This window comes from Rhodococcus kronopolitis, from assembly GCF_042654025.1.
In the GTDB taxonomy this organism is placed as follows: domain Bacteria; phylum Actinomycetota; class Actinomycetes; order Mycobacteriales; family Mycobacteriaceae; genus Rhodococcus_G; species Rhodococcus_G kronopolitis.
This window is the reverse complement of record NZ_JBHSFO010000004.1, coordinates 399458-422501: the sequence shown is the minus strand read 5'-3', so window position 1 is coordinate 422501 and position 23044 is coordinate 399458. Positions and strand designations below refer to the sequence as shown.

Annotated in this window: 23 protein-coding genes; 12 read left to right on the top strand and 11 right to left on the bottom strand. The window is 70.6% G+C overall.

The features are described 5' to 3' along the window. Positions 1–45 precede the first annotated feature (45 nt). Complete coding sequence (locus ACFO6S_RS10855) at positions 46–1695, bottom strand: GMC oxidoreductase (protein ID WP_378416769.1); 1650 nt, start codon at positions 1693–1695, stop codon at positions 46–48. A gap of 51 nt (positions 1696–1746) precedes the next feature. Continuing rightward, on the bottom strand, positions 1747–2295 hold the full coding sequence (locus ACFO6S_RS10850) for a TetR/AcrR family transcriptional regulator (RefSeq protein ID WP_378416767.1): 549 nt from the start codon (positions 2293–2295) through the stop codon (positions 1747–1749). A 37-nt stretch (positions 2296–2332) separates the two neighbouring features. Between ACFO6S_RS10850 and ACFO6S_RS10845 the strand changes: the two genes are divergently transcribed. Then, positions 2333–3031 (top strand): lysophospholipid acyltransferase family protein, encoded by a 699-nt coding sequence (locus ACFO6S_RS10845; protein ID WP_378416765.1) that lies wholly within the window; start codon positions 2333–2335, stop codon positions 3029–3031. Positions 3032–3068: 37 nt separating this feature from the next. Here the strand turns inward: ACFO6S_RS10845 and ACFO6S_RS10840 are convergent, their stop codons facing one another. From ACFO6S_RS10840 to ACFO6S_RS10830, 3 genes are all read right to left on the bottom strand, one after another. Next, entirely contained in the window at positions 3069–3692 is a 624-nt protein-coding gene (locus tag ACFO6S_RS10840; protein ID WP_378416763.1) for an IMPACT family protein, read from the bottom strand. A gap of 32 nt (positions 3693–3724) precedes the next feature. After that, positions 3725–4096, bottom strand: coding sequence for a DUF4259 domain-containing protein (locus ACFO6S_RS10835; RefSeq protein WP_378416761.1), 372 nt, complete (start codon positions 4094–4096; stop codon positions 3725–3727). Positions 4097–4186: 90 nt separating this feature from the next. Beyond that, positions 4187–5032: a hypothetical protein gene (locus tag ACFO6S_RS10830; RefSeq protein WP_378416760.1), complete on the bottom strand. Its 846-nt coding sequence runs from the start codon at positions 5030–5032 to the stop codon at positions 4187–4189. Positions 5033–5235: 203 nt separating this feature from the next. Here ACFO6S_RS10830 and ACFO6S_RS10825 point away from each other — a divergent pair, with 203 nt between their 5' ends. The 5 genes from ACFO6S_RS10825 to ACFO6S_RS10805 are packed head-to-tail and all read left to right on the top strand — an operon-like array spanning position 5236 to position 10363. Next, positions 5236–6183 carry an STM4015 family protein gene (locus ACFO6S_RS10825; protein ID WP_378416758.1) on the top strand — a complete coding sequence of 316 codons (948 nt, stop codon included), beginning with the start codon at positions 5236–5238 and terminating at the stop codon, positions 6181–6183. Further along, positions 6180–7274 carry an STM4014 family protein gene (locus ACFO6S_RS10820; RefSeq protein ID WP_378416757.1) on the top strand — a complete coding sequence of 365 codons (1095 nt, stop codon included), beginning with the start codon at positions 6180–6182 and terminating at the stop codon, positions 7272–7274. Before ACFO6S_RS10825 ends, ACFO6S_RS10820 begins: the two co-directional genes overlap by 4 nt. A gap of 46 nt (positions 7275–7320) precedes the next feature. Next, complete coding sequence (locus tag ACFO6S_RS10815) at positions 7321–8127, top strand: STM4013/SEN3800 family hydrolase (RefSeq protein WP_378416755.1); 807 nt, start codon at positions 7321–7323, stop codon at positions 8125–8127. Continuing rightward, a complete protein-coding gene (locus tag ACFO6S_RS10810) occupies positions 8124–9488 on the top strand; it encodes an STM4012 family radical SAM protein (protein ID WP_378416753.1) in 1365 nt (454 codons plus the stop codon). The genes ACFO6S_RS10815 and ACFO6S_RS10810 overlap by 4 nt, the downstream gene beginning before the upstream one ends. A gap of 2 nt (positions 9489–9490) precedes the next feature. After that, a complete protein-coding gene (locus ACFO6S_RS10805; RefSeq protein WP_378416751.1) occupies positions 9491–10363 on the top strand; it encodes an STM4011 family radical SAM protein in 873 nt (290 codons plus the stop codon). Positions 10364–10367: 4 nt separating this feature from the next. Here the strand turns inward: ACFO6S_RS10805 and ACFO6S_RS10800 are convergent, their stop codons facing one another. From ACFO6S_RS10800 to ACFO6S_RS10790, 3 genes are all read right to left on the bottom strand, one after another. Beyond that, positions 10368–10883 (bottom strand): putative immunity protein, encoded by a 516-nt coding sequence (locus ACFO6S_RS10800; RefSeq protein ID WP_378416749.1) that lies wholly within the window; start codon positions 10881–10883, stop codon positions 10368–10370. 200 nt (positions 10884–11083) lie between these two features. Then, a complete protein-coding gene (locus tag ACFO6S_RS10795; RefSeq protein ID WP_378416747.1) occupies positions 11084–11797 on the bottom strand; it encodes a DUF8020 domain-containing protein in 714 nt (237 codons plus the stop codon). 171 nt (positions 11798–11968) lie between these two features. Then, complete coding sequence (locus tag ACFO6S_RS10790) at positions 11969–13027, bottom strand: NAD(P)H-dependent flavin oxidoreductase (protein WP_378416746.1); 1059 nt, start codon at positions 13025–13027, stop codon at positions 11969–11971. Between the two features lie 166 nt (positions 13028–13193). Here ACFO6S_RS10790 and ACFO6S_RS10785 point away from each other — a divergent pair, with 166 nt between their 5' ends. From ACFO6S_RS10785 to ACFO6S_RS10770, 4 genes are all read left to right on the top strand, one after another. Beyond that, the gene (locus tag ACFO6S_RS10785) at positions 13194–13940 is read left to right on the top strand and encodes a hypothetical protein (RefSeq protein ID WP_378416744.1); all 747 of its coding nucleotides are present in this window, start codon (positions 13194–13196) and stop codon (positions 13938–13940) included. Positions 13941–14005: 65 nt separating this feature from the next. Next, a complete protein-coding gene (locus ACFO6S_RS10780) occupies positions 14006–14608 on the top strand; it encodes a TetR/AcrR family transcriptional regulator (RefSeq protein WP_378416743.1) in 603 nt (200 codons plus the stop codon). A 23-nt stretch (positions 14609–14631) separates the two neighbouring features. Next, entirely contained in the window at positions 14632–16164 is a 1533-nt protein-coding gene (locus ACFO6S_RS10775; protein WP_378416741.1) for a flavin-containing monooxygenase, read from the top strand. Continuing rightward, entirely contained in the window at positions 16161–16976 is an 816-nt protein-coding gene (locus ACFO6S_RS10770) for a mycofactocin-coupled SDR family oxidoreductase (protein ID WP_378416739.1), read from the top strand. Before ACFO6S_RS10775 ends, ACFO6S_RS10770 begins: the two co-directional genes overlap by 4 nt. A gap of 61 nt (positions 16977–17037) precedes the next feature. Here ACFO6S_RS10770 and katG read toward each other — a convergent pair whose 3' ends face one another. Next, positions 17038–19197: a catalase/peroxidase HPI gene (katG, locus tag ACFO6S_RS10765; RefSeq protein WP_378416943.1), complete on the bottom strand. Its 2160-nt coding sequence runs from the start codon at positions 19195–19197 to the stop codon at positions 17038–17040. Positions 19198–19549: 352 nt separating this feature from the next. On the opposite strand from katG, the gene ACFO6S_RS10760 reads away from it, so the two are divergent. Next, positions 19550–20482: a DMT family transporter gene (locus tag ACFO6S_RS10760; RefSeq protein ID WP_378416737.1), complete on the top strand. Its 933-nt coding sequence runs from the start codon at positions 19550–19552 to the stop codon at positions 20480–20482. Between the two features lie 55 nt (positions 20483–20537). On the opposite strand, the gene ACFO6S_RS10755 is transcribed toward ACFO6S_RS10760, so the two are convergent. Together ACFO6S_RS10755 and ACFO6S_RS10750 are read right to left on the bottom strand one after the other, a co-directional pair. Further along, positions 20538–22238 (bottom strand): alkaline phosphatase D family protein, encoded by a 1701-nt coding sequence (locus ACFO6S_RS10755; protein WP_378416736.1) that lies wholly within the window; start codon positions 22236–22238, stop codon positions 20538–20540. Between the two features lie 201 nt (positions 22239–22439). Beyond that, on the bottom strand, positions 22440–22646 hold the full coding sequence (locus tag ACFO6S_RS10750; RefSeq protein WP_378416734.1) for a hypothetical protein: 207 nt from the start codon (positions 22644–22646) through the stop codon (positions 22440–22442). Positions 22647–22662: 16 nt separating this feature from the next. Between ACFO6S_RS10750 and ACFO6S_RS10745 the strand changes: the two genes are divergently transcribed. Continuing rightward, positions 22663–22872: a hypothetical protein gene (locus ACFO6S_RS10745; RefSeq protein WP_378416732.1), complete on the top strand. Its 210-nt coding sequence runs from the start codon at positions 22663–22665 to the stop codon at positions 22870–22872. The last annotated feature ends 172 nt before the right edge of the window (positions 22873–23044 follow it).

Genomic DNA, 23044 nt, shown 5'->3' with positions numbered 1-23044 from the left:
ACTCGGCGTGCCGCGATCGTCAGCGGGGCCGAGTCGGACTGAGCGTCAGGACCGGGACTGCACGAAGCGGTCCAGGCAGCGTTCGGCCACCGCAGTGATGGTCAACGCGGGGTTGACCAGCGCCGTCGAGCCGGGCAGCAGCGCACCGTCGACGACGAACAGGTTCGAGTAGCCGTCGACCTTGCCCTCGAAGTCGCACGCCTGCCCCATCACCGCGCCGCCGAGTCCGTGCCAGGTGCAGCCCGAGCCGAAGTCGCTCAGCCGGGTGTAGACCGGGATCCCGGTCGCGGGCGAACCCTGCCGGACCTCGGTGCGCTCGTGAAAGCGGCCGGCGAAGTTCCGGCCGCGCGCGTCGACGTCGCTGTTCGCCTCGCCGAACGGGTAGTTGAGTTCGGCGCGACCCGTCGCCGGGTTGTAGTCGATGGTGCCGCGTTCGTCGGTCATCACCTGGATCAGGTTGGCCATCATGCCGCCGCCGGCGACGTCCGGGAACGGCGACGCCTCCCAGGAGATGGACACGGGACCGTCCGGATTGTCGTCGTCGTACATGACCGCGACGCCGGGCCCACCCTGCTTGGCGCCGCAGTCGCGGCGCAGCAGGATCCGCGACATCAGGAAGTCGCCGTTGGTGCCGTACCCCTTGCCGACCTTGTCGTTCAGCCGGGGCAGGGCACCCTTCGCCTTCGCGGTGGTCAACAGCGAGCTGGTGTAGAACGAGCCGGCGGCCATGAATACGAAGTCGGCGACGAAGGTCTTGTGTTCGAGCACTGCGCCGGTCTCGTCGATCCGCTTGACCGTCACCTCGAAGCGGTCCTGTCCGGACACCTCGCGGATCTCGACCACCTCGTGCAACGGCAGGATGGTCACGTTTCCGGTGGCCTCGGCGGCGGGCAGGTAGTTGTGGTCGACGCTGTTCTTGGCGCCGGAGTTGGTGCCGTACGGGCCCTCGCCGACCGAGTAGGACGCGGGCCTGCGCCCGGCGATCTCGTCACGGACGATGTCCCAGTTGACGCAGAAGTCGTGCAGGACGGGTTCGCCGCCGAAGTCCTCGATGTAGTCCAGCCAGGCCCGCGCACCCCGGTAGTTCGGGTGTGCGAGCAGGTCTGCCGGCAGCGGCGAGGTGCCCAGCATCCTCCGGGCCCGCGGGTAGTAGGTCCGGTCCAGCTCGTCGTAGTCGATCTGGACGGGGAAGACCTGGGTGAAGTCCTTGCGTCGCGGCTGCGGGGTGAACGCGCCGAACGCCAGCGAGCCGCCGCCGACCCCCGACCCGTACAGCGCGTCGATGCCGTTGCCCTTGACCCGGTCGATGATGCCGGGGTAGCGGTCGATGTGCGTGAACTTGGTCAGCGGGTTGACCGGGGGCTGCTCGGCGAACCAGGCGGCCCGGCGGTCGGGCTCGTTGATGGTGCAGAAGGTGTTGCCGGCCGGGTCGATCGGCCACCGCCGACCGCGCTCGAGGACCGTGGTCTGCACGCCGGCCTGGCCCAGGCGCAGTGCGGCGACCGCACCACCGAATCCGCTGCCGACGACGACGGCGGTCTTGCCGCGCAGCGCGGTCGGTGCCGCCCCGACCTGCGCGTTGGCGAACGGTCCGACGAGGGATCCCGCGGCGACGGCGCCGAGACTCAGGGCCGCCCCGCGGAGGACGGACCGTCGGCTGTGCGGGACGCGTGCTGCAAACTCGGCTGTGGTCACCCGTGGAAGATACGCGGTCACCACCCCGCCCGCCCGGTCGAATTCACGCATTCACCGGACGGCGTTCGTCACCACTCGTTCGATCAGCTCGGCCACGTCCACCCGCGGGGCCGCCGCGCCGAGGGATCCGGTGGTCGACAGCACCGCGATGCCGTGGATACCCGCCCACAGCGCCGCCGCAGCGACCTCGGGATCACGTGCGCCCGTGGCGTGCTCGACCAGTGTGACGATGCGCTCGAAGAGCGGACGCGAGACCGCGCGGAGGTTGGTGCCGGACCCTTCGAGCAGGTCGTGCCGGAAGATCAGCGTGAACATCGCCGGCCGACGGGCGGCGAACTCGACATAGGCCGCGGCGAGCTGCCCGATCGTGGCACCGGACTCGCCTTCCGCGGCCGCGAGGGTCGCGGAGAGGTCGCGCAGACCGGCCTCGGCGATCGCCGCGAGGAGCAGTCGGTGGGTGGGGAACCACCGCCGCGGAGCCCCGTGCGAAACGCCGGCTCGACGGGCGATGGCTCGCAGGCCGAGGTCGGCCGAGCCCGTCTCCTCGAGCAGTTCGATGCCGGCGCTGACCAGCGCGTCTCGCGTCGCCTCGGTACTCATGTAGACATTGTCTTCCATCGCGCGGTAGACACTGTCTATGTCGTTGTTGCGAGCCTGCTGCTATCGCCTGTGCCGACACGTCCTGGTCGGACCGGCCCTGTATTTGCTGGGCCGACCGCGGTTCGTCGGACGTCGGCACCTTCCGCGCGGTGGGCCGCTGATCGTGGCGGCCAATCACCTCGCCGTGCTCGACTCCTTCTACCTGACCCTGGCAGTCCGGCGACAGACCAGCTTCCTGGCCAAGCAGGAGTACTTCGAGGGCACCGGGATCTCCGGACTCATCAGCCGGTGGTTCTTCACCTCGGTGGGGCAGATTCCGGTCGACCGTCAGGGCGGATCATCGGCATCGCCGGCACTCGACGCGGCGATCCGCATCGTCGACGAGAGCCGCGTCTGGGGCATCCACCCCGAGGGAACACGCTCGCCGGACGGCCGGATGTACCGAGGCCGGACCGGCGCGGTGCGGGTCGCGATGGCCACGAGCGCGCCGATCGTCCCGGTCGCGATCACCGGCACCCGACCCGACCGGTCCGTCCCGTGGTGGCGTCGGCACCGCGTGGTGGTCGAGATCCTTCCGCCCTTCGACCTCGATCCCTACCGGGCGGCCGGCCCGAGGGGCGTCCGGGAGGCAACCGACGCGTTGATGCGTGCCATTGCCGCGAGGACGGGTCAGGAGTACGTCGACGCCTACGCGAAGTCGTGGACCGACCCGATCAGCGAACTCGACGCGGCGTGACGCTCTGCCTGGGCCGGGGCGCCGGCTCGCGGTCCGCTCACACGTCCACCCACCGCGTACCTGCCGGGACGAGATTGGCTGCACCAGCAGTGATTTCGGCGACCGCCTCGGCCAAGCGCGCGAGGTCCCGGGTGGCAAGGGTGAGGGTGACGGCCGCACCGTAGGCGGTGTCGACGACGGCGACCCCACGACCGCGCAGTTCGGCCTCTACCCGGCCGGCGGTGTCGTGACCGACCTCGAGCGCCAGCAGGTCGAGGCGTTCGCGCCCGACCATCGGCGCCGCGTCGACCACCGCGGCCACCGCCCCCGAGTACGCGCGCACGAGCCCGCCTGCGCCGAGCTTGATCCCGCCGAAGTACCGCGTCACGACCACCGCGACGTCCACCAGGTCCCGGGTGCGCAACACCTGCAGCATCGGCACCCCGGCGGTTCCACCCGGCTCCCCGTCGTCGCCCGCACGTTCGGCCCGCTCCGAGGGCTCGTTTCCGGTGATGTAGGCCCAACAGTGATGCCGCGCATCGGGATACAGTCGCCGCTGCTCGTCGAGGAAGTCGTTCGCCTCGACCGGGCCGTCGACGCGCCGCAGCGCCGCGATGAACCGGGAGCGTTTGACCTCGGTCTCGGCCACGATGTCGATGGCCGCGGGCAGCGTGAAGGGCATGAACCATCTTCCCCCGGGCGCGACCCCGAATGTCATCCCTCGCGTCTCGCCACCTCGGCCAGTTGGTCGAACGTCCGCACGAGGACCTCACGTCGCTGCCGCTTGAAATCCGGCTCGGGCTCCAGCCCGTCGATCGCCTCGTCCCATACGGCCAGGAACCGGTCCTTCCAGCCTGCGATGGTCTCCGGGTCGGGCAGCCTGACCCCGACGTAGTGCTGCCGGGCAAGCAGGTGAAGCAGCTCCAGATTGCACGGCACCGCAACGCCCCAGTACTCGTCCGGCTCGAGTTCGACCGGGTCGCCGGACATCGCCTCGGCAACCTCGTCGACGAGCCGACCGGTCAGGTCCGAAAGATGATCGGCGGCGGTGTCGTCGTCGAAGTTGCCGCTGTCCCAGGTCCCCATGATGTTCGCATCCTCCCGTGTCCGTTTCTGGCGACATTGAACCAGCGGGCACCGACGTTCCACCGACGGGGCGAGCCGGTGAACCCGCTGTCAGTGGGCGGGCGCGCCGCATTCACCACACTCGGGAGCCAACGCCTCGACGGGCGGCTGTCCCGCACCGGCCGGCGACCGCACCGGAAGCAGCGGCCGCCACGGCCAGTGCTGGCCGAGGCGGCCCCGCGCACGCAGGAAGCCGAGGCCGAGCACCAACCCGAAGATCAGGTGCCCGATCAGCGACAACGTGATCGTCGTCGGCGTGAGCGGAAACATGTCCTGCTGGCCGTGCGGCGACAGGGCAACCGTCCCGATGAGTCCGGTCCATACGGGGAACACCGCGAAGGTGACGAACGCGAGGAGGACGGTGCGGCGTGACCGATGTTGGAGACCGAGAGCGAGGGCGATGAGGAAGAAGGCGATTCCGATCCCGCCGCCGTCGCCGAGGTAGCGCCACAGGTAGCCGACGATCGCGCCGGTCCTGGCGTCGGTTCCCGGGTGGAGCCAGGTACCCATGTGCGGAATGAAGTCGCCCCAGAGTCCGAGCAGGTACACGGTGTCGAGACGGAAGACGTCATAGGCCAGGCACGCGAACATGCCCCAGCCGAGGCCGTAGCCGACGATGCGGTCGATCGGGTGCGGCGCGAACACGCACAGCACGGCGAGGACGGCCGCGAGCGGGATGATCAGCAGCGGACCGGTGGCATTCATCGGCACGAGGCCGAACACGTGCGCCGAGATCGCGAGCAGCGGCAGGGCGGCGAGCAGCAGGTACATGCCGATCCGCGCGAGGGTCCAGTGGTGGCGAACCGCCGTCCGGACGGATTCGACGGCGGGCACGGCTGCGCCCGGCGGACCGGACTCGTGTGCGTCGGGGGCGGCGGTGCCGAGGATGCGGGCCATGACAGCGGGTTCCTTTCGGTCGAGGGATCTCCCACACGAGTGGTCGATGTCCGAGATCCCAGCGTCCGTCGAACACCCGGCGTGCGAATAGTGCCCCGAGGGGTGGAGGCAGCCACCCCTGCATCGACCCAGCGGGTTCACCTCGACCTTCGCAAGTCCGGCATAATCCCCGGCGAATCCGTCCGAGAACCAGGAGCGCCCCGGTGATCACAGAGCTGCAGAACGAATTCCACGGCCTTCCCGTCGTCGAGTTCCCCATCGACACCGCCCCCACCGTGCCCGACCAGGGCCCGGTCGCCTGGCGAATCTCCGTGCCGACCTACGAGCCGCCGTTCGACTGGCCGGAGGCGTTCGCGAGGTTCCGTGCCGCGGTCGACCCGGCGAGCGTGCAGGCGATCGTCGTCGGCGGCTGGTCCGATCCGTACGACGAGGGCTCCGCACCCGTGGTGGCCGCCCTCGTCGCGGCCGCCGGCGAACTGCCTGCGTTGCGGTCCCTGTTCCTCGGGGACATGACCTCCGAGGACTGCGAGATCTCGTGGATCGTGCAGTCCGACGTCACCGCCCTGCTGACGGCGTTTCCTCGGTTGGAGCACCTGGGGATACGCGGCGGCAGCCAGCTGACGATGACCCCGGTCCAGCACGAGAACCTGCGCAGCCTGGTGATCGAGACGGGCGGCCTGCCCGCCGACGTGGTCCGCGCCGTGGCCGCCTCGGATCTGCCGGCCCTGACCGATCTGGAATTGTGGTTGGGCACAGAGGAATACGGCGCCGATTCCTCCGTCGAGGACCTCGCCCCGATCCTCTCCGGCGAGAAGCTCCCACGGTTGACCCGCCTCGCGCTCTCCAACAGCGACCAGCAGGACGCGGTCGCGGCCGCCGTCGCGGCGGCGCCGATCCTCCCGCGGCTGCGGGCGCTGGACCTGTCGAAGGGCGTGCTGCTGGACGCGGGCGGCGAAGCGCTGCTCGCCGGGCAGTCGCTCATCCACCTCGAATCGCTTGACCTGCACCACAACTACCTCAGCGATGGCTTGCGGGAACGTCTTCGGGCGGCGCTCGAGCCGTCCGGTGTGCGACTGAACCTCGACGCCGAGGATGCCGACGAGGACGAGTACGACGGCACGATCTACCGGTCGGTCGCGGTCGGCGAATGACGCGATCCCGCCTGGCGGTCGTGGGCAATCCGGAGAACCGCCGCGTAACGATGCTGCTGGACGCCGCGGCCCGCTCCGGCCTGCCCACCCCGCGGGTGGTGTCCTGGCGCGAGGTACTCACCGAGCGCGGCGCACGGTTCGACCCCGACGAGGTGGTGCGCCTCGACTCGCCCGGCGAGAACCCCGAGGTGGATGCGCTGCTGCGCGGACCCGGAGATCCGACCCGCATCGCAGGCGGCCCGCGGTGGTACGCGTCGCTGCTCGCCGCCGTCGGGACACTGCGCGGCGGGCGACGGCTCACCGATCCGGACGACCTGGCAGTGCTGTTCGACAAGCGCCGGTGCCACGCGGCCCTCGCGGACGGGGCCGTCCCGGTGCCGGCCTCCCCCACCTCGGGCCGCGACGCGCCGGTGCCGCGGGACTGGCCGGAGGTGCGCGCGTTGGCCGCCGCCGCCGGGCTGCGGCGGTTCTTCGTCAAACCCGCGCACGGATCCTCCGCGGCCGGAGTGGTCGCGGTGGAGACCGCATCCGGTGGCCGGGTGCAGGCCCGCAGCAGCACGGAGGTCGCGGCGGACGGCGTCTACAACTCGCTGCGCGTCCGCCATCTCACCAGGGAAACCGAGGTCGGCGCCCTCGTCGACGCCCTCGCCGGCGAAGTCCTGCACATCGAGGCGTGGCTGCCGAAGCCGTCGTGGCGGGGCGTCGCCGCGGACCTGCGCGTCGTGGTGGTCGCCGGGCAGGCGACCCACGCGGTGCTGCGCACCAGCGCCCACCCCATGACCAACCTGCACCTGGGCGGGCGTCGCGGCGACCTGGACACCGCGCGAACGGGTTTCGACGCCGCGGGATTCGGCTGGGAGAACGCACTCGCCGTCGCGGAGCGGGCCGCCGCCCGGTTCCCACGCACCCTGTGCGTCGGGGTGGACCTGCTGCCCGCGGCGAACTGGCGCGGCGCAGCGGTGGGTGAGGTGAACGCCTTCGGCGACCTGCTCCCGGGCCTGGGCGGGCTCCCGGGCCGCGCCGACGGTCTCGACACCTACGCGGCGCAACTGGCCGCGGCGCAAGGATGGGCCGATCATGTCGCGGCCTGACGAAACGTCCGCCGCACCACCGGAATCGACTGCGGCACAGCCGGACATGAACACCGTCGTCGGCTCCGACGACATCCTGCTGGTCACGCTCGACACCCTGCGCTACGACGTGGCCTGCGAGCTCGCGGCCGCCGGGCGGATCCCGAACCTGGCGCGGCACCTGCCCGGCGGCCGATGGGAGGAACGCCACTCCCCCGGCAGCTTCACCTATGCCTCGCACCAGGCGATGTTCGCCGGCTTCCTCCCCACCCCGGCCCGGCAGGGGCCACACCCGCGACTGTTCGCGGCCGAGTTCGGCGGGAGCGAGTCCACCGCGGACCGCACCTTCGTGTTTGCGGAGTCGAATCTGGTCGCTGGCCTCGCCGCCGCCGGCTACCGCACGGTGTGCATCGGCGGTGTCGGCTTCTTCAACCGCGTCGGTGCGCTGGGCTCGGTGCTGCCCGACCTGTTCGACGAGGCGCACTGGTCCCCCGAACTCGGCGTGACCTCACCGACCTCGTTCGAGGCACAGGTGGACCTGGCCGCAGCGGCGGTGGCCCGGCTTCCCGCCGAGCGCCGCCTCTTCCTGTTCGTCAACGTTTCCGCGCTGCACCAACCGAACTGGTTCTTCGCCGAGGGGGCCACCGCCGATGACGGGGACACCCGGGCGACGCACGCGGCGGCACTGGAGTACGTGGATCGGCACATCGGGCGGCTGTTCGCTGCGATGTCGAGCCGACGTCGGTGTCTCGCGATCGTCTGCTCCGACCACGGCACCACCTACGGCGAGGACGGGTACACCGGGCACCGACTCGGCCATCCCGTGGTGTGGACGGTGCCCTACGCCCACTTCTTCCTCGAGGGACCACGATGACCGCGATCGACCTGCCCCTGCCGACGCCTCCGGGCGTGGCGCCGACGGGATACGTTCCGCCGTACCAGAACTACGTGTACGCGTATCCGCACAAGACGGCGTACCGGCCGCTGCACCCCCGTCCCACCCTGACCGACCTGTGGGCGGACGAACCGCAGGACGCACTGTCGCTGTACCTGCACGTGCCGTTCTGCGAGGTGCGCTGCGGCTTCTGCAACCTCTTCACCCGGGTCGGCGCGCCGGGCGAGCTGACCACCCGATACCTCGACGCCCTCGAGCGGCAGGCCGAGGCGGTGCGCGAGGCCCTGACACCGTCGGCCCGGTTCGCGACGGCGGCATTCGGCGGCGGTACCCCCACCTACCTGACCGCGGCGGAACTGAACCGGCTGTGCGACATCGCCGAGGGCATGGGCGCCGACCTGCGGGCCGTCCCCATGTCGGTGGAGGCGTCCCCGGCCACGGCCACCGCCGACCGGCTCACGGTGCTGGCCGAGCGCGGCGTCACCCGGCTCAGTCTCGGGGTGCAGAGCTTCGACGACACCGAGGCCCGGGCGGCGGTCCGACCGCAGCGGCGCGCGGACGTCGAGGCCGCCCTGCAACGGATCCGGGACGCGGCGATCGAGGTCCTGAACATCGATCTGATCTACGGGATCGACGGCCAGACACCGGAATCCTGGATCGCCTCCCTCGACGCCGCACTGTCCTGGCATCCCGAGGAGTTGTACCTGTACCCGCTGTACGTGCGGCCGCTGACGGGCCTGGCCCGCCGCGGCACCGGACCCGATCCGGCCTGGGACGCGCACCGCCTCGACCTCTACCGCCGCGGACGTGACCACCTGATCGCGTCGGGCTACGTCCAGGAGTCGATGCGCATGTTCCGCCGCGCCGACGCACCCGATCTCGGTCCGAACGACTACGCCTGCCAGACGGACGGCATGATCGGACTCGGTTGTGGCGCACGGTCGTACACCCGCGGACTGCACTACTCGTTCGACTACGCGGTCGGCGCGAGCGAGGTACGCGCCATCATCGACGACTTCGCGGCGAGCACCGTGGCGGACTTCCGCCGCGCCGTGGTGGGCCACGCGATGACGGAGGACGAGTCCCGACGCCGGCACCTGCTGCAGTCCGTGCTGCAGGCCACCGGAATGCCGTTGGCGGACTACCGTTCCCAGTTCGGCGCCGACCCGCACGAGCATTTCGGCGTCGAGCTGGACCGGTGGACGCAGCGCGGATGGCTTCGCTCCGACGGTGACCGGGTACGGCTGACCGCACTGGGCCTGGCGTACTCCGACGCACTCGGACCGGAGCTGTTCTCCGCGCGGGTGCGGGCGGCGATGGCCGAGTACGAAGGCCGCTGACAGTGCTGACCATCCTGTACCGGGGACCGCTGGCCTCCTGCGACTACGACTGCCCGTACTGCCCCTTCGCCAAACGCCGGGACACCCCCGAGCAGCTGCGCGCCGACCGGGCCGCCCTGGACCGGTTCTGCGCGTGGGCGGCGGACCAGGACCGGGAGCTGTCGATCCTGTTCACCCCGTGGGGCGAGGGGCTGGTTCGGTCCTGGTACCGCCGAGCCCTGGTGGCGCTGTCGCGGCTGCCACAGGTTCGCCGGGTGGCGATCCAGACCAACCTCAGCTGCCGCACCGGCTGGCTCGCGGACGCCGACCGCGACGCGGTCGCGCTGTGGTGCACGTACCACCCGGGCCAGACGCCGCACGACCGGTTCCTGACCAAGACCGCCGAGCTGACCGCGCTCGGAGTGCGCTTCAGCGTGGGTGTCGTCGGGCTGCCCGAGCACCTCGGGGCCGCCCGTCGGCTGCGGGCCGAGCTGCCCGATCCGGTGTACCTGTGGGTCAACGCCGCCGAGGGCCACGAGTACACCGACGCCGAGGCCGACGACTGGGTCGGGATCGACCCGCTCTTCGGGTTCAGCCGGCATCCACACCGGACGCGGGGCCGCGCGTGCCGGACCGGGGACTCGGTGGTGTCCGTGGACGGCGCCGGCACCGTCCGGCGCTGCCACTTCGTCCCGGAGGAACTGGGCAACCTGTACGACGGATCCTTCGAGCAGGCGTTGCGGCCGCGGCCCTGCCCGCTGGACGTGTGCGACTGCCACATCGGCTACGTGCATGCCGAGCAGCTCCCGCTGTACGACGTCTTCGCCGACGGTGTGCTGGAACGGATCCCGGCGGAGCCGGTGTGGCTGCCGCTCCCCGCACGTCGACAGCGCTGAACGGTCAGCAGTCGAACACCGACCAGCAGATGTCGTTCCGCAGCCGCTGGTCGTCGAGGACGAGTTCGCGTATCGCGTCCGGCAGCTGCTCGCGCTGCCACCGGCACTCGCGTCGCCCAGCGACCTCCCCCTCGCCCTTGGGCGCGGCGGCGCGTGCGGCCTTGATCGCGTACGCGGCCGCGCCGAGTTCGTGGGCGGCGACGTGCGCGACCGCCCCGGCCTGGCCTGCGGCGTAGGCGGCGTGCCGCGGCGCCCCACTCAGGTCTCGGGCCGCGCCCATCGCGTGGCCGCCCGCCGCACGGGCCTCCATCATCTTGACCTCGCCCCGCACCCAGGCCCGGGCGTGCTCGATCGCCTGGCGCGGCCTCGGGTCCTGCGGCCGCGCCGACTCGAAGAGGTCGAGGACGTGCTCCGCACAGGATGCCGCCCACAGGGCGAGCAGGTGGTGATCCGAGTCGGTGAGGGTCCCGCCGCGGCGGATCGTCACGAAACGGGGGTCCCGCACCTTCGGGAGGATCATGGCTGCCGCTCCTCTGCGTTCATCGCCCGACGCCCGGGGCCACGCAGGCGCGACCGGGGACACCCGAGCAAGCGTGCAAAACGGGTCGCGGATCCGCAAGCCCGTCGGCCGCCCGGAGGGCGGAGGACGATCGAGATGAAAGCGGCCCGCCCCCGAAAGGGACGGGCCGCACTCGGCAACTCGGGTGGTGCGGTCTGCCGCTACTTCTTGGCGGCGGGCGGGGCGTTGAGCAGCGTGATGAACTGCTGCGCGTTGGCGGCGCCGGAGCCGAGGCCACCGATGGCGGTGCCTGCGAGCGAGGCGCCCGCACCGAGCAGCAGCGCGCCACCGATGCAGCCGGCGACCGGGCCCGCACCGAACAGCAGCGCGGCCGGAGCGGAGACCACGCCCGCGACGGCCGCGCCGAGGAGGCAGCCGCCGACCAGACCGGTCGCTCCGCCGAGGTACCCGCCGATGGCCGCGGTGAGGGTGATGTTGTCCCTGACCCCGGTCACCGCGGCGGGCAGGTCAATGTCCTTGACGGCCAGCCCGATGTCCTTTGCCGGCAGCCCGATGTCCTTGACCGGGGTGGCCGCGGCGGGACTGAGGTCGGTGGTCAGGGTCGCGGTCCGGCCCTCGATCTTCGCGTCGATCGGGTGGGCGACGCCGGCGAAGGCAAGCGAGAGCGGCACCGACTCGACGACGGCACCCTTGTCGTCACGGACGACGAGCTGGTTGTTCTCCTTGCTCAGCGAGCCTGCCGCGGTGTCGACGATGACCTTGTCACCCGTGTTGGTGATCTTCCAGCCGACGCTGGGTGCGTCGACGGGTGCGGGAGCCGCGGCGGGCGCGGGAGCCGCGTAGGAGGTGCCGGCCGCGACGCCGAGGGACGCGGTCGTGATGGCCGCGACGGCCACCAACTTGGTCAACTTCATGTTCGGTGAGTTCCTTTTCGAATTCCGAGGGGGACATCGATGGGCACCCGCGAGACGGCTCCGCTGAGGCGAAGTCCTTGGGCGCTCGGGTCGTTCATGATCCTGTTCCCTCGGAAGGCCGCGCGGAAGCATTGCAATCACCGTGACCAGAAATCCCCGGAAGGCCCCGAACTACCGCCGGGCGTTCAGGTCCCCCAACTCCGCGAGCCGCTGCTCGGCGTCGCGCACGATCCGTTCGACGAGCTCGGCCACGGTGGGCAGGTCGTCGATCATGCCGACCACCTGACCGGAGGCCAGGACCCCGGCCTCGGTGTTGCCCTCGACGAGTCCGGCGCGCAGCAGCATCGGACTGTTGGCCGACATCATCAGCTGCGACAGAGTGCGGTCGCCGCTGCGCACCAGGACGGCGCCCTCGGCGATCAACGCGCGCCAGCTGATCCCGGTCAGCTTGCGGAACCGGATCGTGTTGACGGCCGCATGCCCGAGCGTTCGCAGGCCGTGGCTTCGTTCCAGCGACTGGACCAGCTCGGTGCGCAGCACCCGGTGCGGGATGCCGTCGACCTTGGTCGTGACCACGGTGTCGCCCAGGCCGCGGGCCAGGTACGCCCTCTTCACCGACTCGGGGACGGTGCTGTCGCTGGTGAGCAGGAACCGGGTGCCCATGGCGATTCCGGTGGCGCCGTAGGCGAGCGCCGCGGCCAGGCCGCTGCCGTCGAAGAACCCACCCGAGGCGACCACCGGGATGTCGACCGCCCTGACGACCGACGGCAGCAGCAGGGTGGTCGCGACGCCACCGGTGTGGCCGCCGCCCTCGCCGCCCTGCACGATCACCGCGTCCGCGCCCCACCCCGCGACCTTCTCGGCGTGACGGGCCGCCCCGACCGTCGGGATCACCACGATGCCGGCGTCCTTGAGCTGGGCGATCATCTCCTGCCGCGGCGCGAGCGCGAAGGACGCGACGCGCACGCCCTCGCGGATCAGCAGCCTGACCCGGTCCTGCGCGTCCTCGGCGTCGGCCCGCAGGTTCACCCCGAACGGGGCGTCGGTGCGCTCCTTGACCTCCCGGATCGCCGTTTCCAGTTCCGGGTACGTCATCGTCGCCGACGCGATGATGCCCAGCCCGCCCGCCCGCGCGGTCGCGGTGACCAGCCGAGCGCCGGACACCCACCCCATGCCGGTCTGCACGATCGGGTGCCGGACCCCGACCAACTCCGTGAACCTCGTCTGCATCTGCCGTCCCCCTCCGTATCAAGCAAGCACTTGCTTGGTATATCTACCACAGCAGCCGCTCCGCGTCCCACGGGAAACGGGAGCGCCCGCGGACCGCACATCACGGAACCGGGGCGGGCGACCCGCGACCGTGAGAGGATCTCGGCACGAATCCGAAGGGAAACCCGTGAGCCACAGAAACATTCGCAAGGGCGGTTTCGCCGCATTCGCGTTGGTCATGGCCACCGGGCTGAGCGCCTGCCTGGCCCCCGGCACTCCGCCGGGATGGTCGAGCTACACCATCGCGCGGGGCGCCCACAGCGCATCGGTCGACAGCCCGACGGGCGCGACCGGACCCCTGGCGGGCTGGATCAGCCCGTCGGGTGCGTCGCGGACCTACGACCTCGTACTGACCCCCACGGCCGAGTACGTCCTCACCGCCCCCACCCAACCCGAGGACCAGTTCGACTGGAACAAGCTGCCCGGCTTCTCGGACTGCGGCGACATCGACCTCGCCCGCAACGGCGCCATGTTCGGCTGGCGATGGCGCACCGACACGACGCCCCGGGTACTCGAGCTCGTGCCGTACGCCAATGCCGACGGCGTGCACCAGTACCCGCAGAACGCGCTCGCCACCCTCTCCCACGACGATCTCGCGGCCCTCGAGTCGCTGCGCTACACGATCGAGATCGACGGACCCGTCTACCGTTTCGCCATCGACGGCACGATCCGCGACCGGGCCGTGCACGAGTCGGCCACCCTCCCCCGGTCCTGCCCGACCCACCCCGCCGACGCGGGCAGGTGGTATTCCGGCTTCTACTTCGGCGGCACGTCCACCGCGCCGTCGCAGATCCACTCGTACATGCGCGAGGTCACCGACAGCCCGGCGCCCGGCGGGAACGGATCCCTCGGGTCGGCCGGATCGGCCGCCTGAGCGCTCGACGGGCGAATTTCGTCGATTCCCGCCTTGCCTGAACACTCTGACGTAATTTGTTCAACATGCCCATCGCCAACGGGGGCGCCGGAACCGTCGCGACCCCGCACAGCCTGGTCCAGTCGGCCGCAGCATGCCTACGGCGCAACGGTGTTCGCGGATTTCGACTGAGTGAGGTCGCCGCGACGGCCGGGGTGTCCCGCGGGACGGTGTACAACACATTCGGCAACAAGCAGACCGCCATCGACGCCGGACTCGACCACCTGTGCACCGGCTTCATCGACGGGTTGGCCGCGGCCGTCCGGCCCCGGGAGACCCTGCGAGGCCAGATCGGCGAGGCGGCGGCCCTCATCTACGACCACGCCAGCACCCCGCGGGACCTGGCACCGACGCTGCGCACCGACAGCATCATCGCGACGCTGCTCGAGCACTACGGCGACCAACTCTGCCGCACCTGGGCCACCTTCTGGTCGGTGCTGGTCACCGAGGCCCAGCACCGGGGCGAGGTGGACCCGGGCCTGGACCCGATGCACGCGGGCGACTGGATCGTGCGCGTCCTCCTGAGCCTGGAGATCCTGCCGCTCTCGGTGGCCGGATTCCGCAACGCGGACGACGCCCGGACCCGCGTCGGCGACCTCCTGGTCGACGGCCTGACACCGCGCCGGTGACGACCACCAGAAAGTGAGTCGAAATGACACACGAGTACGTCGACGTTGCCGTCATCGGCGCCGGACCGGGCGGCATCACCGCCGCACACCACCTGCGGCGGGCCGGCATCGAGAACTTCGTCATCCTCGAACGCGGTGACGACTTCGGGGGCAGCTGGCGGGACAACGTCTACCCCGGCCTGTCGGTGGACGTGCCGACGCTGTTCTACCAGTTCCCGTTCGCCCGCAAACCCGACTGGTCGCGCCTCTTCCCGACCGGCCCGGAGATCCAGGAGTACAACTGGAGGGTCGCCGACCAGCTCAACCTGCACAAGTACTTTCGCGGCAACTGCACGGTCCGACGCGAGGTGTGGGACGACGCGGAACAGCTGTGGGTGCTGCACATCGACGGCGACGCCCCGGTCCGCGCCCGGTTCGTCATCAACGCCGTCGGCGGCTACGTCAACGCCAAACCGGCGAGCGGCATCGAGGGCATCGACGACTTCGGCGGAACCGTGCTGCGCCCGAACGCCTGGGACCCCCACTACGACTGCTCCGGCAAGCGGGTCGCGGTGATCGGCACCGGTTCGAGTTCGGTGCAGATCGTCCCGGCGATCTACCGGCAGGCCCGCAGCGTCGAGATCTACCAGCGGACGCCGGCCTGGATCCTGCCCAAGCCCGACGTCGAGCTGTCCGGCCGGGTCCACCGACTCCTTGCGCTGCCCGGCGTCGGTGCCCTGGTCAACGGGTCCGCCCTGGCCGCGATGGAACTGCCGATGCAGTTCCTGTGCAACGTGCTGCCGCTGCTGCCGCGCAAGTTCCTCGCCACGGTGATGCCGCAGTACGACAAGATCTGGCAGTCGATCTACCGACGCCTGTTGCGGCGCAACGTCGACGACGCGGACATCCGCGGCGCGCTCGTTCCGGACTACGGCATTCTCGCCAAGCGGCCGGTGCTGTCGAGCACCTTCTTTCCCGCCCTCGCGGATCCGTCCGTGTCGCTGGTGGTCGACCCCATCGAGCGGGTGACCGCCGACGGCATCCGCACGGCGGACGGCACCGAACGCCCGTACGAACTGATCGTCGCGGCCACCGGATACGAGCTGTTCACCGACCCGGAGACGTACCGGACCGGCGCCGTGGTCGGCCCCAACGGGTTCGACCTGGCCGACGACTACCGCCGCAACGGGATGCGCAGCTACGGCGGCAGTGCGCACCCGGGCCTGCCGAACCGCTGGTCGCTGGTTGCGCCGCAGGGCTACGTCGGCATCGCGTGGCACACGTTCGTGGACCTGACCGCGCGTCACGCCGTGCGGGTGATCGCCGAGACCGAGAGGAGAGGCGCCGCGGTGGCGCAGGTCCGTACCGAGGCGTTCTCTCGATGGGTCCGCAAGATGCACCGTCACGGGAAGGCCATCAGCGCGTACACCGTGGACTCCAACCCGGGCCTGCGCACCTACTTCGTCAACTCGCAGGGCGAGGCCCTCTACTACCGGCCGCAGACCATCAGCGGTGCCTTCTGGTTCAGCCGATTCTCGTCGTTCGACCACTACTCATTCACGGAGGTTTCGACATGAGCTCACTCGCCGGGAAAGTTGCCTTGGTCACCGGAGCGGCACGCGGACAGGGACGTTCACACGCGGTCCGGATGGCGCAGGAGGGCGCGGACATCGTCGCCGTCGACGTCTGCGCGCAGGTCGCCGAGTTCAGCGGCTACCCGATGGCCGAACCCGAGGATCTCGCGGAAACCGCGCGGCTGGTCGAGTCCGAGGGCCGCAAGGTCCTGGCCCGGCAGGTCGACGTGCGGGACCTGCCGGGCCTGCAGGCGGTGGTGGCCGAGACCGTCGAGACCTTCGGCCGCCTCGACGTCGTGGTCGCCAACGCAGGCGTGTGCAACTGGGGGCGCATCTGGGAGATCTCCGCCGAGCAGTTCCAGGAGACCGTGGACGTCAACCTGACCGGCGTGTGGAACACGATCAAGGCGACGGTGCCGACGATGATCGAGGCCGGCAACGGCGGGTCGATCATCACGGTCGGCTCGTCTGCCAGCGTGAAGGCGCCGCCCGGCTGCGGCCACTACGCCTCGGCCAAGTTCGGTGTCCTCGGCCTGACGAAGGCACTGGCGGTGGAACTGGGAGAGTTCGGCATCCGCGCGAATTGCGTGCTGCCGTACGGCACCAACACCGCACTCGGCAACGACACCTCGATGTACAAGCTCTTCGAGAAGTACCCCACGTACGTCTACAGCTACCCGCCGAACCTGCTCGAGACCGACGCCCTGGTGGAGCCGTCGGAGATCTCGGAGGCCGTCGTGTGGCTCGCCGGTGACGCCTCCGCGGTGATCACCGGCGCACAGATCCCGGTGGACAAGGGGTTCCTCGCGCGCTGACCTTCCGGGCTCGGCGTGTCCGGGGGGTACCGCCGCCCCCGGGCACGCCTCGCCCATTCGATCAGCGGAGGTCGAACCGGTCCAGATTCATCACCTTGGTCCACGCGGCGACGAAGTCCGCCACGAACTTCGGCTGCGCGTCGTCGCTCGCGTACACCTCGGCCAGCGCCCGCAGCTGCGAATTCGACCCGAAGACGAGGTCGGCGGCGGTGGCCGTCCAGCGGAGCTCACCCGTGGCGCGGTCGCGCCCCTCGTACACGTTCTCCGCACTGGCGGCCCCGTTCCACTCCGTGGCCATGTCCAGCAGGTTGACGAAGAAGTCGTTGGTCAGCACCTCCGGCCGGTCGGTGAGGACGCCGTGCGAGGACAGGCCGTAGTTGGCGTTCAGCGCGCGCATCCCGCCGACGAGCACCGTCATCTCCGGAGCCGTCAACGTCAGCAGGTTCGCCCTGTCCACCAGCAGCCGCTCGGCGGCGGTCTTCTCCCCTGCGCGCAGGTAGTTGCGGAACCCGTCCGCCCGGGGCTCGAGCACCTCGAACGCCTCCACGTCGGTCTGTTCCCAGGTGGCGTCGGTGCGGCCCGGCGTGAACGGGACCGTCACCTCGTGCCCGGCACCGCGCGCGGCCTCCTCGACGGCCACGCATCCGGCCAGCACGATCAGGTCGGCCAGCGAGACCCTGATGTCGTCGGACCGCCCGCCGTTGAAGTCGTCCCGGATCAGCTCGAGGGCCGTCAACGTCTCCGCCAGCACGGCCGGCTCGTTGGACTCCCAGTCCTTCTGCGGCGCAAGGCGGATCCGCGCCCCGTTGGCGCCGCCGCGGTTGTCGGTGCCGCGGAAGGTGGCGGCCGACGTCCACGCGACCCCGACCATCCGGGGGACGGACAGCCCCGAGGCGAGGATCGCGGCCCGCAGCGCGGCGACCTCGTCCGGCCCGACCAGCCGGTGGTCGACCGCGGGGACGGGGTCCTGCCACAGCTGCGGCTCCGGCACCCACGGGCCGAGATAGCGCGTCACCGGCCCCATGTCACGGTGCAGCAGCTTGTACCAGGCCTTGGCGAACTCGTCGGCCAGCTCCTCCGGGAACTCCAGCCAGTGCCGGGTGATCGGACCGTAGACCGGGTCGAGGCGCAGCGACAGGTCGGTGACCAGCATCGTCGGGGCGCGCCCCGCCGACGCGTCGAACGGGTCCGGAATCGTGCCCGCGCCTGCGCCGTCCTTCGCCGTGTACTGCCAGGCGCCCGCCGGGCTCTTGGTCAGCTCCCACTCGTAGCCGTACAGGATCTCCAGGAAGGTGTTGTCCCACTTGGTCGGCGTGGGCGTCCACACCACCTCGAGTCCGCTGGTGATGGCGTCCTTGCCCACACCGGTGCCGAACGCGCTCTTCCAGCCCAGCTGCTGCTGCTCGATCGGCGCTGCTTCGGGCTCGGGTCCGACCAGGTCGGCCGGTCCGGCACCGTGGGTCTTGCCGAAGGTGTGGCCGCCGGCGATCAGCGCGGCGGTCTCCACGTCGTTCATCGCCATTCGGCGGAAGGTCTCCCGGATGTCGACGGCCGCGGCGATCGGGTCCGGATTTCCGTTGGGCCCCTCCGGATTCACGTAGATCAGGCCCATCTGCACGGCGCCGAGGGGACCGGCCAGCTCCCGCTCGCCGCTGTAGCGCTCGTCGCCGAGCCAGGTGTCCTCCGGACCCCAGAACACCTCGTCGGGTTCCCAGATGTCCTCCCGCCCGAAGCCGAAGCCGAGCGTCTTGAATCCCATCGACTCCATCGCGCAGTTGCCGGCGAAGACCAGCAGATCCGCCCAGGAGAGCTGGCGGCCGTACTTCTGCTTGACCGGCCAGAGCAACCGGCGGGCCTTGTCCAGGCTCGCGTTGTCGGGCCAGCTGTTGACGGGGGCGAACCGCTGGGCGCCCTCGCCGGCGCCGCCCCGGCCGTCCGCGATGCGGTAGGTGCCGGCCGCGTGCCAGCTCATCCGGATGAACAGCGGCCCGTAGTGGCCGTAGTCCGCCGGCCACCAGTCCTTCGAGTCCGTCATCAGCCCGATGACATCCCGCTTCAACGCGTCCACGTCGAGCGTCCCGAACGCGGCCGCGTAGCTGTAGTCCTCGCCCAGGGGATCGGCCAGTGGATTGGGCTGGCGCAGCGCCTGCAGGTCCACCTGGTTGGGCCACCAGTCACGGTTGGTCCTTGGCCGGCGCATCGACCCGGAGGGGGAGCCCATTGCCGGGCATTCGCTTTCACTGTTGGACACGGCGAACCTTCCTTGCTGGGGTACGTGAATCGGCAGTCATCGAGGCCGTCGCGAAGGGCGTGGTCGCGAAACCGGGGACGCCGACGCCGCGGAAACGGCGGGTGGAGTGACGGCGGACGCCGGCACGAGGCCGCAGCAGCACCGCGCTGTCGGCAGGTGGGCGGTCGTGCTCAGCCAGGACCGCCGCGGCCCGAGGGCGGGTCGCGCATAACTCAACCGGGCGCAGCTGCGCCGCGTAATCCCTCGTCGAGGGCACCCCTACACAATGGCGCTACTTTCCGGATCGAGTCAAGAGTTCGGGCGCGCCGGGGAGAATGCTCGGGTGTACACCGCAGCTGTCCCGGGCCGTGATCCCGCTCCGCCGACGCCCGTCGGCCGGGCGGTCGATGCACGCCTGCTGGCCGTCTCGGGGGCGGCGTTCATCTCCCTGACCGCGGTGTTCATCCGGTTGGCGGACGTCACGCCCGCCAGTGCCGTCTTCTACCGCTGCCTTCTTGCCCTGCCGCCGTTGGCCGTGCTGGCCGCGCTGGAATGGAGGCGGACGCAGGGAGTTCCGCGGCGGACGGTCCTGCGATTCGTCGTTGCCGGTGCGCTGCTCGGTGTCGACTTCGCGCTGTGGTCGCAGGCGATCCTGCTCATCGGTGCGGGGATATCCACGGTGCTCGTCAACGTTCAGGTGGTCGTGGTCCCGCTGCTGTCGTTCCTGATCATCGGCACCAGGATCCCGGCCCGCTTCGTCCTCTGCGTCCCGGTCCTGTTCGCCGGCATCGCGCTCGCGGGCGGGTTCGCCGGGGGCGTGGAGGCGGGCGCCGACCTCTACTGGGGAACCTTCCTGGCGCTGCTGTCCGGACTCGCGTACGCGGGGTACATCTTCATCGTCGGCGGGAGCGGGTCCTCGAGAAACGTTGCCGTCCAGGTGCTGTTGTCCACGGCCGCGGCCGGGTTCGTCGGCTCCGCCGTCGGGTTGTCCTGGGGTCCGATCGACCTCACCCCCGGGTGGCCTGCCTTCGGGTGGCTGGTCGCGCTGGCCCTCTCGGCCCAGGTGTTCGGCTGGATACTGCTCGGCGGATCCCTGCCGCGCCTGGCCCCGGAGGTCGGCGCCACCCTGTTGCTGCTCCAGCCGGTGCTGGCGATGGTCGCCGCGGTGCTCGTCGTCGGCGAACGACCGGCCCCGCTGCAACTGCTCGGTTGTGTCCTCGTCGTCGGCGCCGCCTGGTTCGTCTCGCGGGCGCCATCGGTCGTCGGGACCGCGTGAACCCGGCGTCGAGCCCCGGACCGCTGACACCGCGGTCCGGGACCCGACGCCGGGTTCACGCGTTCTCGATCACCGACTGCCCGGCCGGGGTGCGCAGCGACTTGGAGGTCGTCACGCCCGAGTTGGGGTTCAGCTTGTCCACCGCCCGGAACTGGAATCGGGCCTCGCCTGCGTCGACCGCGAGGACCCCGTAGCCGTGACTGACCATGTCGACGTGCTTGACGTGCGGGTTCTTGGCCCGTCGGCTGAGCTCCTCGGCCCGCGCGCCGGCGACGTTGTCGCTACTGCCGGTGAATCCGCCGTCGCCGGTGTTGGCGGAGGTGACGGACGGGACGACGAACTCGACGCCCGCGCGGCGGGTGCCGCCTGCGTTCCCCTGTGCGCCGCTGACCGTGCCGGGCGCGAACCCGGTGTCCCACAACTCGCCGGCCCAGCCGTCGTGGTCGTCACCGGTGACCAGGAGCAGGTTCTCGACCGACTGGGCGGCGGTGGACAGGATCTCGGTCCGCTCGGCGCCGTACCCGTCCCAGGTGTCGTAGTAGCCGCGGGCGCCGTCGTCCTCGGTCACCATGCCCATCATCATGCTGGCGTTCGCCACGACCTTCCACCGCGCGTCCGACTGGGTCAGGCCGTCGAGCAGCCAGCTCTTCTGCGCGGCGCCGAGCATGGTCCGGCCCGGCGCGTCGGCGTCCGGGCACACGGTGTGGTCCTGGTCGCCGCCCGGCTGGACGTCGCGGTACTGCCGGCTGTCCGGAGCGAACAGCTCCACCGTCTTGCCCACCCGCAGCGAGCGGTAGGTCCGCAGCGGGTCGGCGGAGAAGCGCGGCACCGGCATGTGCTCGAACCACGACTGCCATGCCCACTGCTTCTTCTGCTGGAACCCGACCGCGCTGTCGATCGGCGCGACGACCGGGAAGGTCCAGCCGTCCTTGCTGTAGTTGTTGCGGAACTCGTGGTCGTCCCAGATCGGGATGAAGGCGTGCTGGCTGTGCATCAGCCGCAGGTCGGCGTCCGTGCGGTACTTGCGGTACTTCTCCCGCATGCCCTCGATGTTCTGCGGGAACGGGTTGTTCTCGAGGCCCCGGACGCCCGGCTTGGTGAACTCGTACACGTAGTCGCCGAGACACACGACGAAGTCGAGGTCCTCCTCCGCGAGGTGCCGGTGCGCCGCGTAGTAGCCCTCCTCGAAGCCCTGGCAGGTGAACCAGCCGATGCGGACCGGCTCGTTGGAGTCGGCCGGCCGCAGCGTCCGGAACCGACCCATCTCGGACTCGCCCCCGTTGCCCCGGAACTGGTAGTAGTACGTCTCCCCCGGGGCCAGGCCGTTCACATCGAAGTGCACTGTGCCGTCGGCGTCTTCACGAACCTGCACCCGCTCGGCGAGCACCGGGCTGGACAGGTCCTCCCGCTTGGACACGATCAACGCCAGTTCGCCGCCCCGGGCGCTGCTCCCGGCGCTGCCGGTGCCGAGGCTGCCGGTCCCCGCACTGCCCGATCCCGAGCTGCCCAGCCCGGTGCTGCCGGTGCCGGAGGACCCGCCGATCCGGGTCCACAGCGTCGCGCCGTCGGTGCGCGGCACCCCGGCCATGACGCCGTTGCCGAACTCCGGGTTGCGGATCAGCCCCGCCCCGGCGTCCGGCGCCTGGCGCAGCACCGGCGTGGCGTTCGCGGTGGCGGGCAGCAGGCTCGCGCCGGCGAGGGCGGACAGGCCGGTCAGGAGGGCGCGACGGGAGACATTGCGGGATGAAGAGGACACGAGCCACCTCGGGGACGTAGGAGGGTAGACGCTCAGACCCTAATCCCTGGTTCACCAATTGTTGGACAATTGTTCATCGGCTGCGGGTTACGCCCGGACGGATCCGTGGTCGGCGGAGGGCTCGACGGCTGAATCCGCACCCGGTTGGTACCCGTCGCCCGCGCAATTGCGCCCGCGACCCGTGCTGCGTGGTGCGGATCGTCAGGACATGACCACACCCGAGGACACCGCGCAGGGCAGCACACCGACCACCATGCTCATCACCGGACCCATTCCCACGCTCGCCGGCGGGGTGTTGAGGAACGCGAAGCCCTGGAACCCGGTGGTCAGGTTGGTCCACTGGATGACGGCGCCGTTCCACTTCGACTGCGGTGCGGTGGTGTTGTAGCTGATCTGGTCGGGCGCCACCCGGTCTGCGGTGAACGTGAGCCACTCACCGGGCGCGCAACTCGATATCGACGACGGAAAGAAGGGTGCAGGGGCAGCCGACGCCGCGGCCGGAACCGCCAGCGAGAGCGCTCCGGTCGCCGCGATCATCGCCGCCGTTCTGCCAAAAGCTTTGCGGGTGAACATTGGATTTCCTTTCCTCGAACCCGGGTTCGCCTGCTCCAGTTTGCGAATCCGCATCACCTAGAGTGGCCGTCGTCCTTCTTCCCGTCGTCCGCAAGAAGCAAGCGAGACAATCGTATCCCCGGCGACGCCGCGTTCATCCGAATCAGTTGCTGCCCAGCCGAACCCGGACGCATCTGTACACCGTCGAAACTCGCCAACTGCGCTTGTGGGCCGCGACGCGCCGTGTCCGCCGA

Excerpts from the sequence above, each read along its gene's own strand:
- ACFO6S_RS10845 (WP_378416765.1), top strand. The coding sequence starts at position 2,333 with ATGTCGTTGTTGCGAGCCTGCTGCTATCGCCTGTGCCGACACGTCCTG.
- ACFO6S_RS10800 (WP_378416749.1), bottom strand. The coding sequence starts at position 10,883 with ATGATCCTCCCGAAGGTGCGGGACCCCCGTTTCGTGACGATCCGCCGC.
- ACFO6S_RS10780 (WP_378416743.1), top strand. The coding sequence starts at position 14,006 with ATGCCCATCGCCAACGGGGGCGCCGGAACCGTCGCGACCCCGCACAGC.
- ACFO6S_RS10850 (WP_378416767.1), bottom strand. The coding sequence starts at position 2,295 with ATGAGTACCGAGGCGACGCGAGACGCGCTGGTCAGCGCCGGCATCGAA.
- ACFO6S_RS10795 (WP_378416747.1), bottom strand. The coding sequence starts at position 11,797 with ATGAAGTTGACCAAGTTGGTGGCCGTCGCGGCCATCACGACCGCGTCC.
- ACFO6S_RS10840 (WP_378416763.1), bottom strand. The coding sequence starts at position 3,692 with ATGCCCTTCACGCTGCCCGCGGCCATCGACATCGTGGCCGAGACCGAG.
- ACFO6S_RS10775 (WP_378416741.1), top strand. The coding sequence starts at position 14,632 with ATGACACACGAGTACGTCGACGTTGCCGTCATCGGCGCCGGACCGGGC.
- ACFO6S_RS10810 (WP_378416753.1), top strand. The coding sequence starts at position 8,124 with ATGACCGCGATCGACCTGCCCCTGCCGACGCCTCCGGGCGTGGCGCCG.
- ACFO6S_RS10830 (WP_378416760.1), bottom strand. The coding sequence starts at position 5,032 with ATGGCCCGCATCCTCGGCACCGCCGCCCCCGACGCACACGAGTCCGGT.
- ACFO6S_RS10820 (WP_378416757.1), top strand. The coding sequence starts at position 6,180 with ATGACGCGATCCCGCCTGGCGGTCGTGGGCAATCCGGAGAACCGCCGC.
- ACFO6S_RS10815 (WP_378416755.1), top strand. The coding sequence starts at position 7,321 with ATGAACACCGTCGTCGGCTCCGACGACATCCTGCTGGTCACGCTCGAC.
- ACFO6S_RS10770 (WP_378416739.1), top strand. The coding sequence starts at position 16,161 with ATGAGCTCACTCGCCGGGAAAGTTGCCTTGGTCACCGGAGCGGCACGC.
- katG (WP_378416943.1), bottom strand. The coding sequence starts at position 19,197 with ATGGGCTCCCCCTCCGGGTCGATGCGCCGGCCAAGGACCAACCGTGAC.
- ACFO6S_RS10790 (WP_378416746.1), bottom strand. The coding sequence starts at position 13,027 with ATGCAGACGAGGTTCACGGAGTTGGTCGGGGTCCGGCACCCGATCGTG.
- ACFO6S_RS10835 (WP_378416761.1), bottom strand. The coding sequence starts at position 4,096 with ATGGGGACCTGGGACAGCGGCAACTTCGACGACGACACCGCCGCCGAT.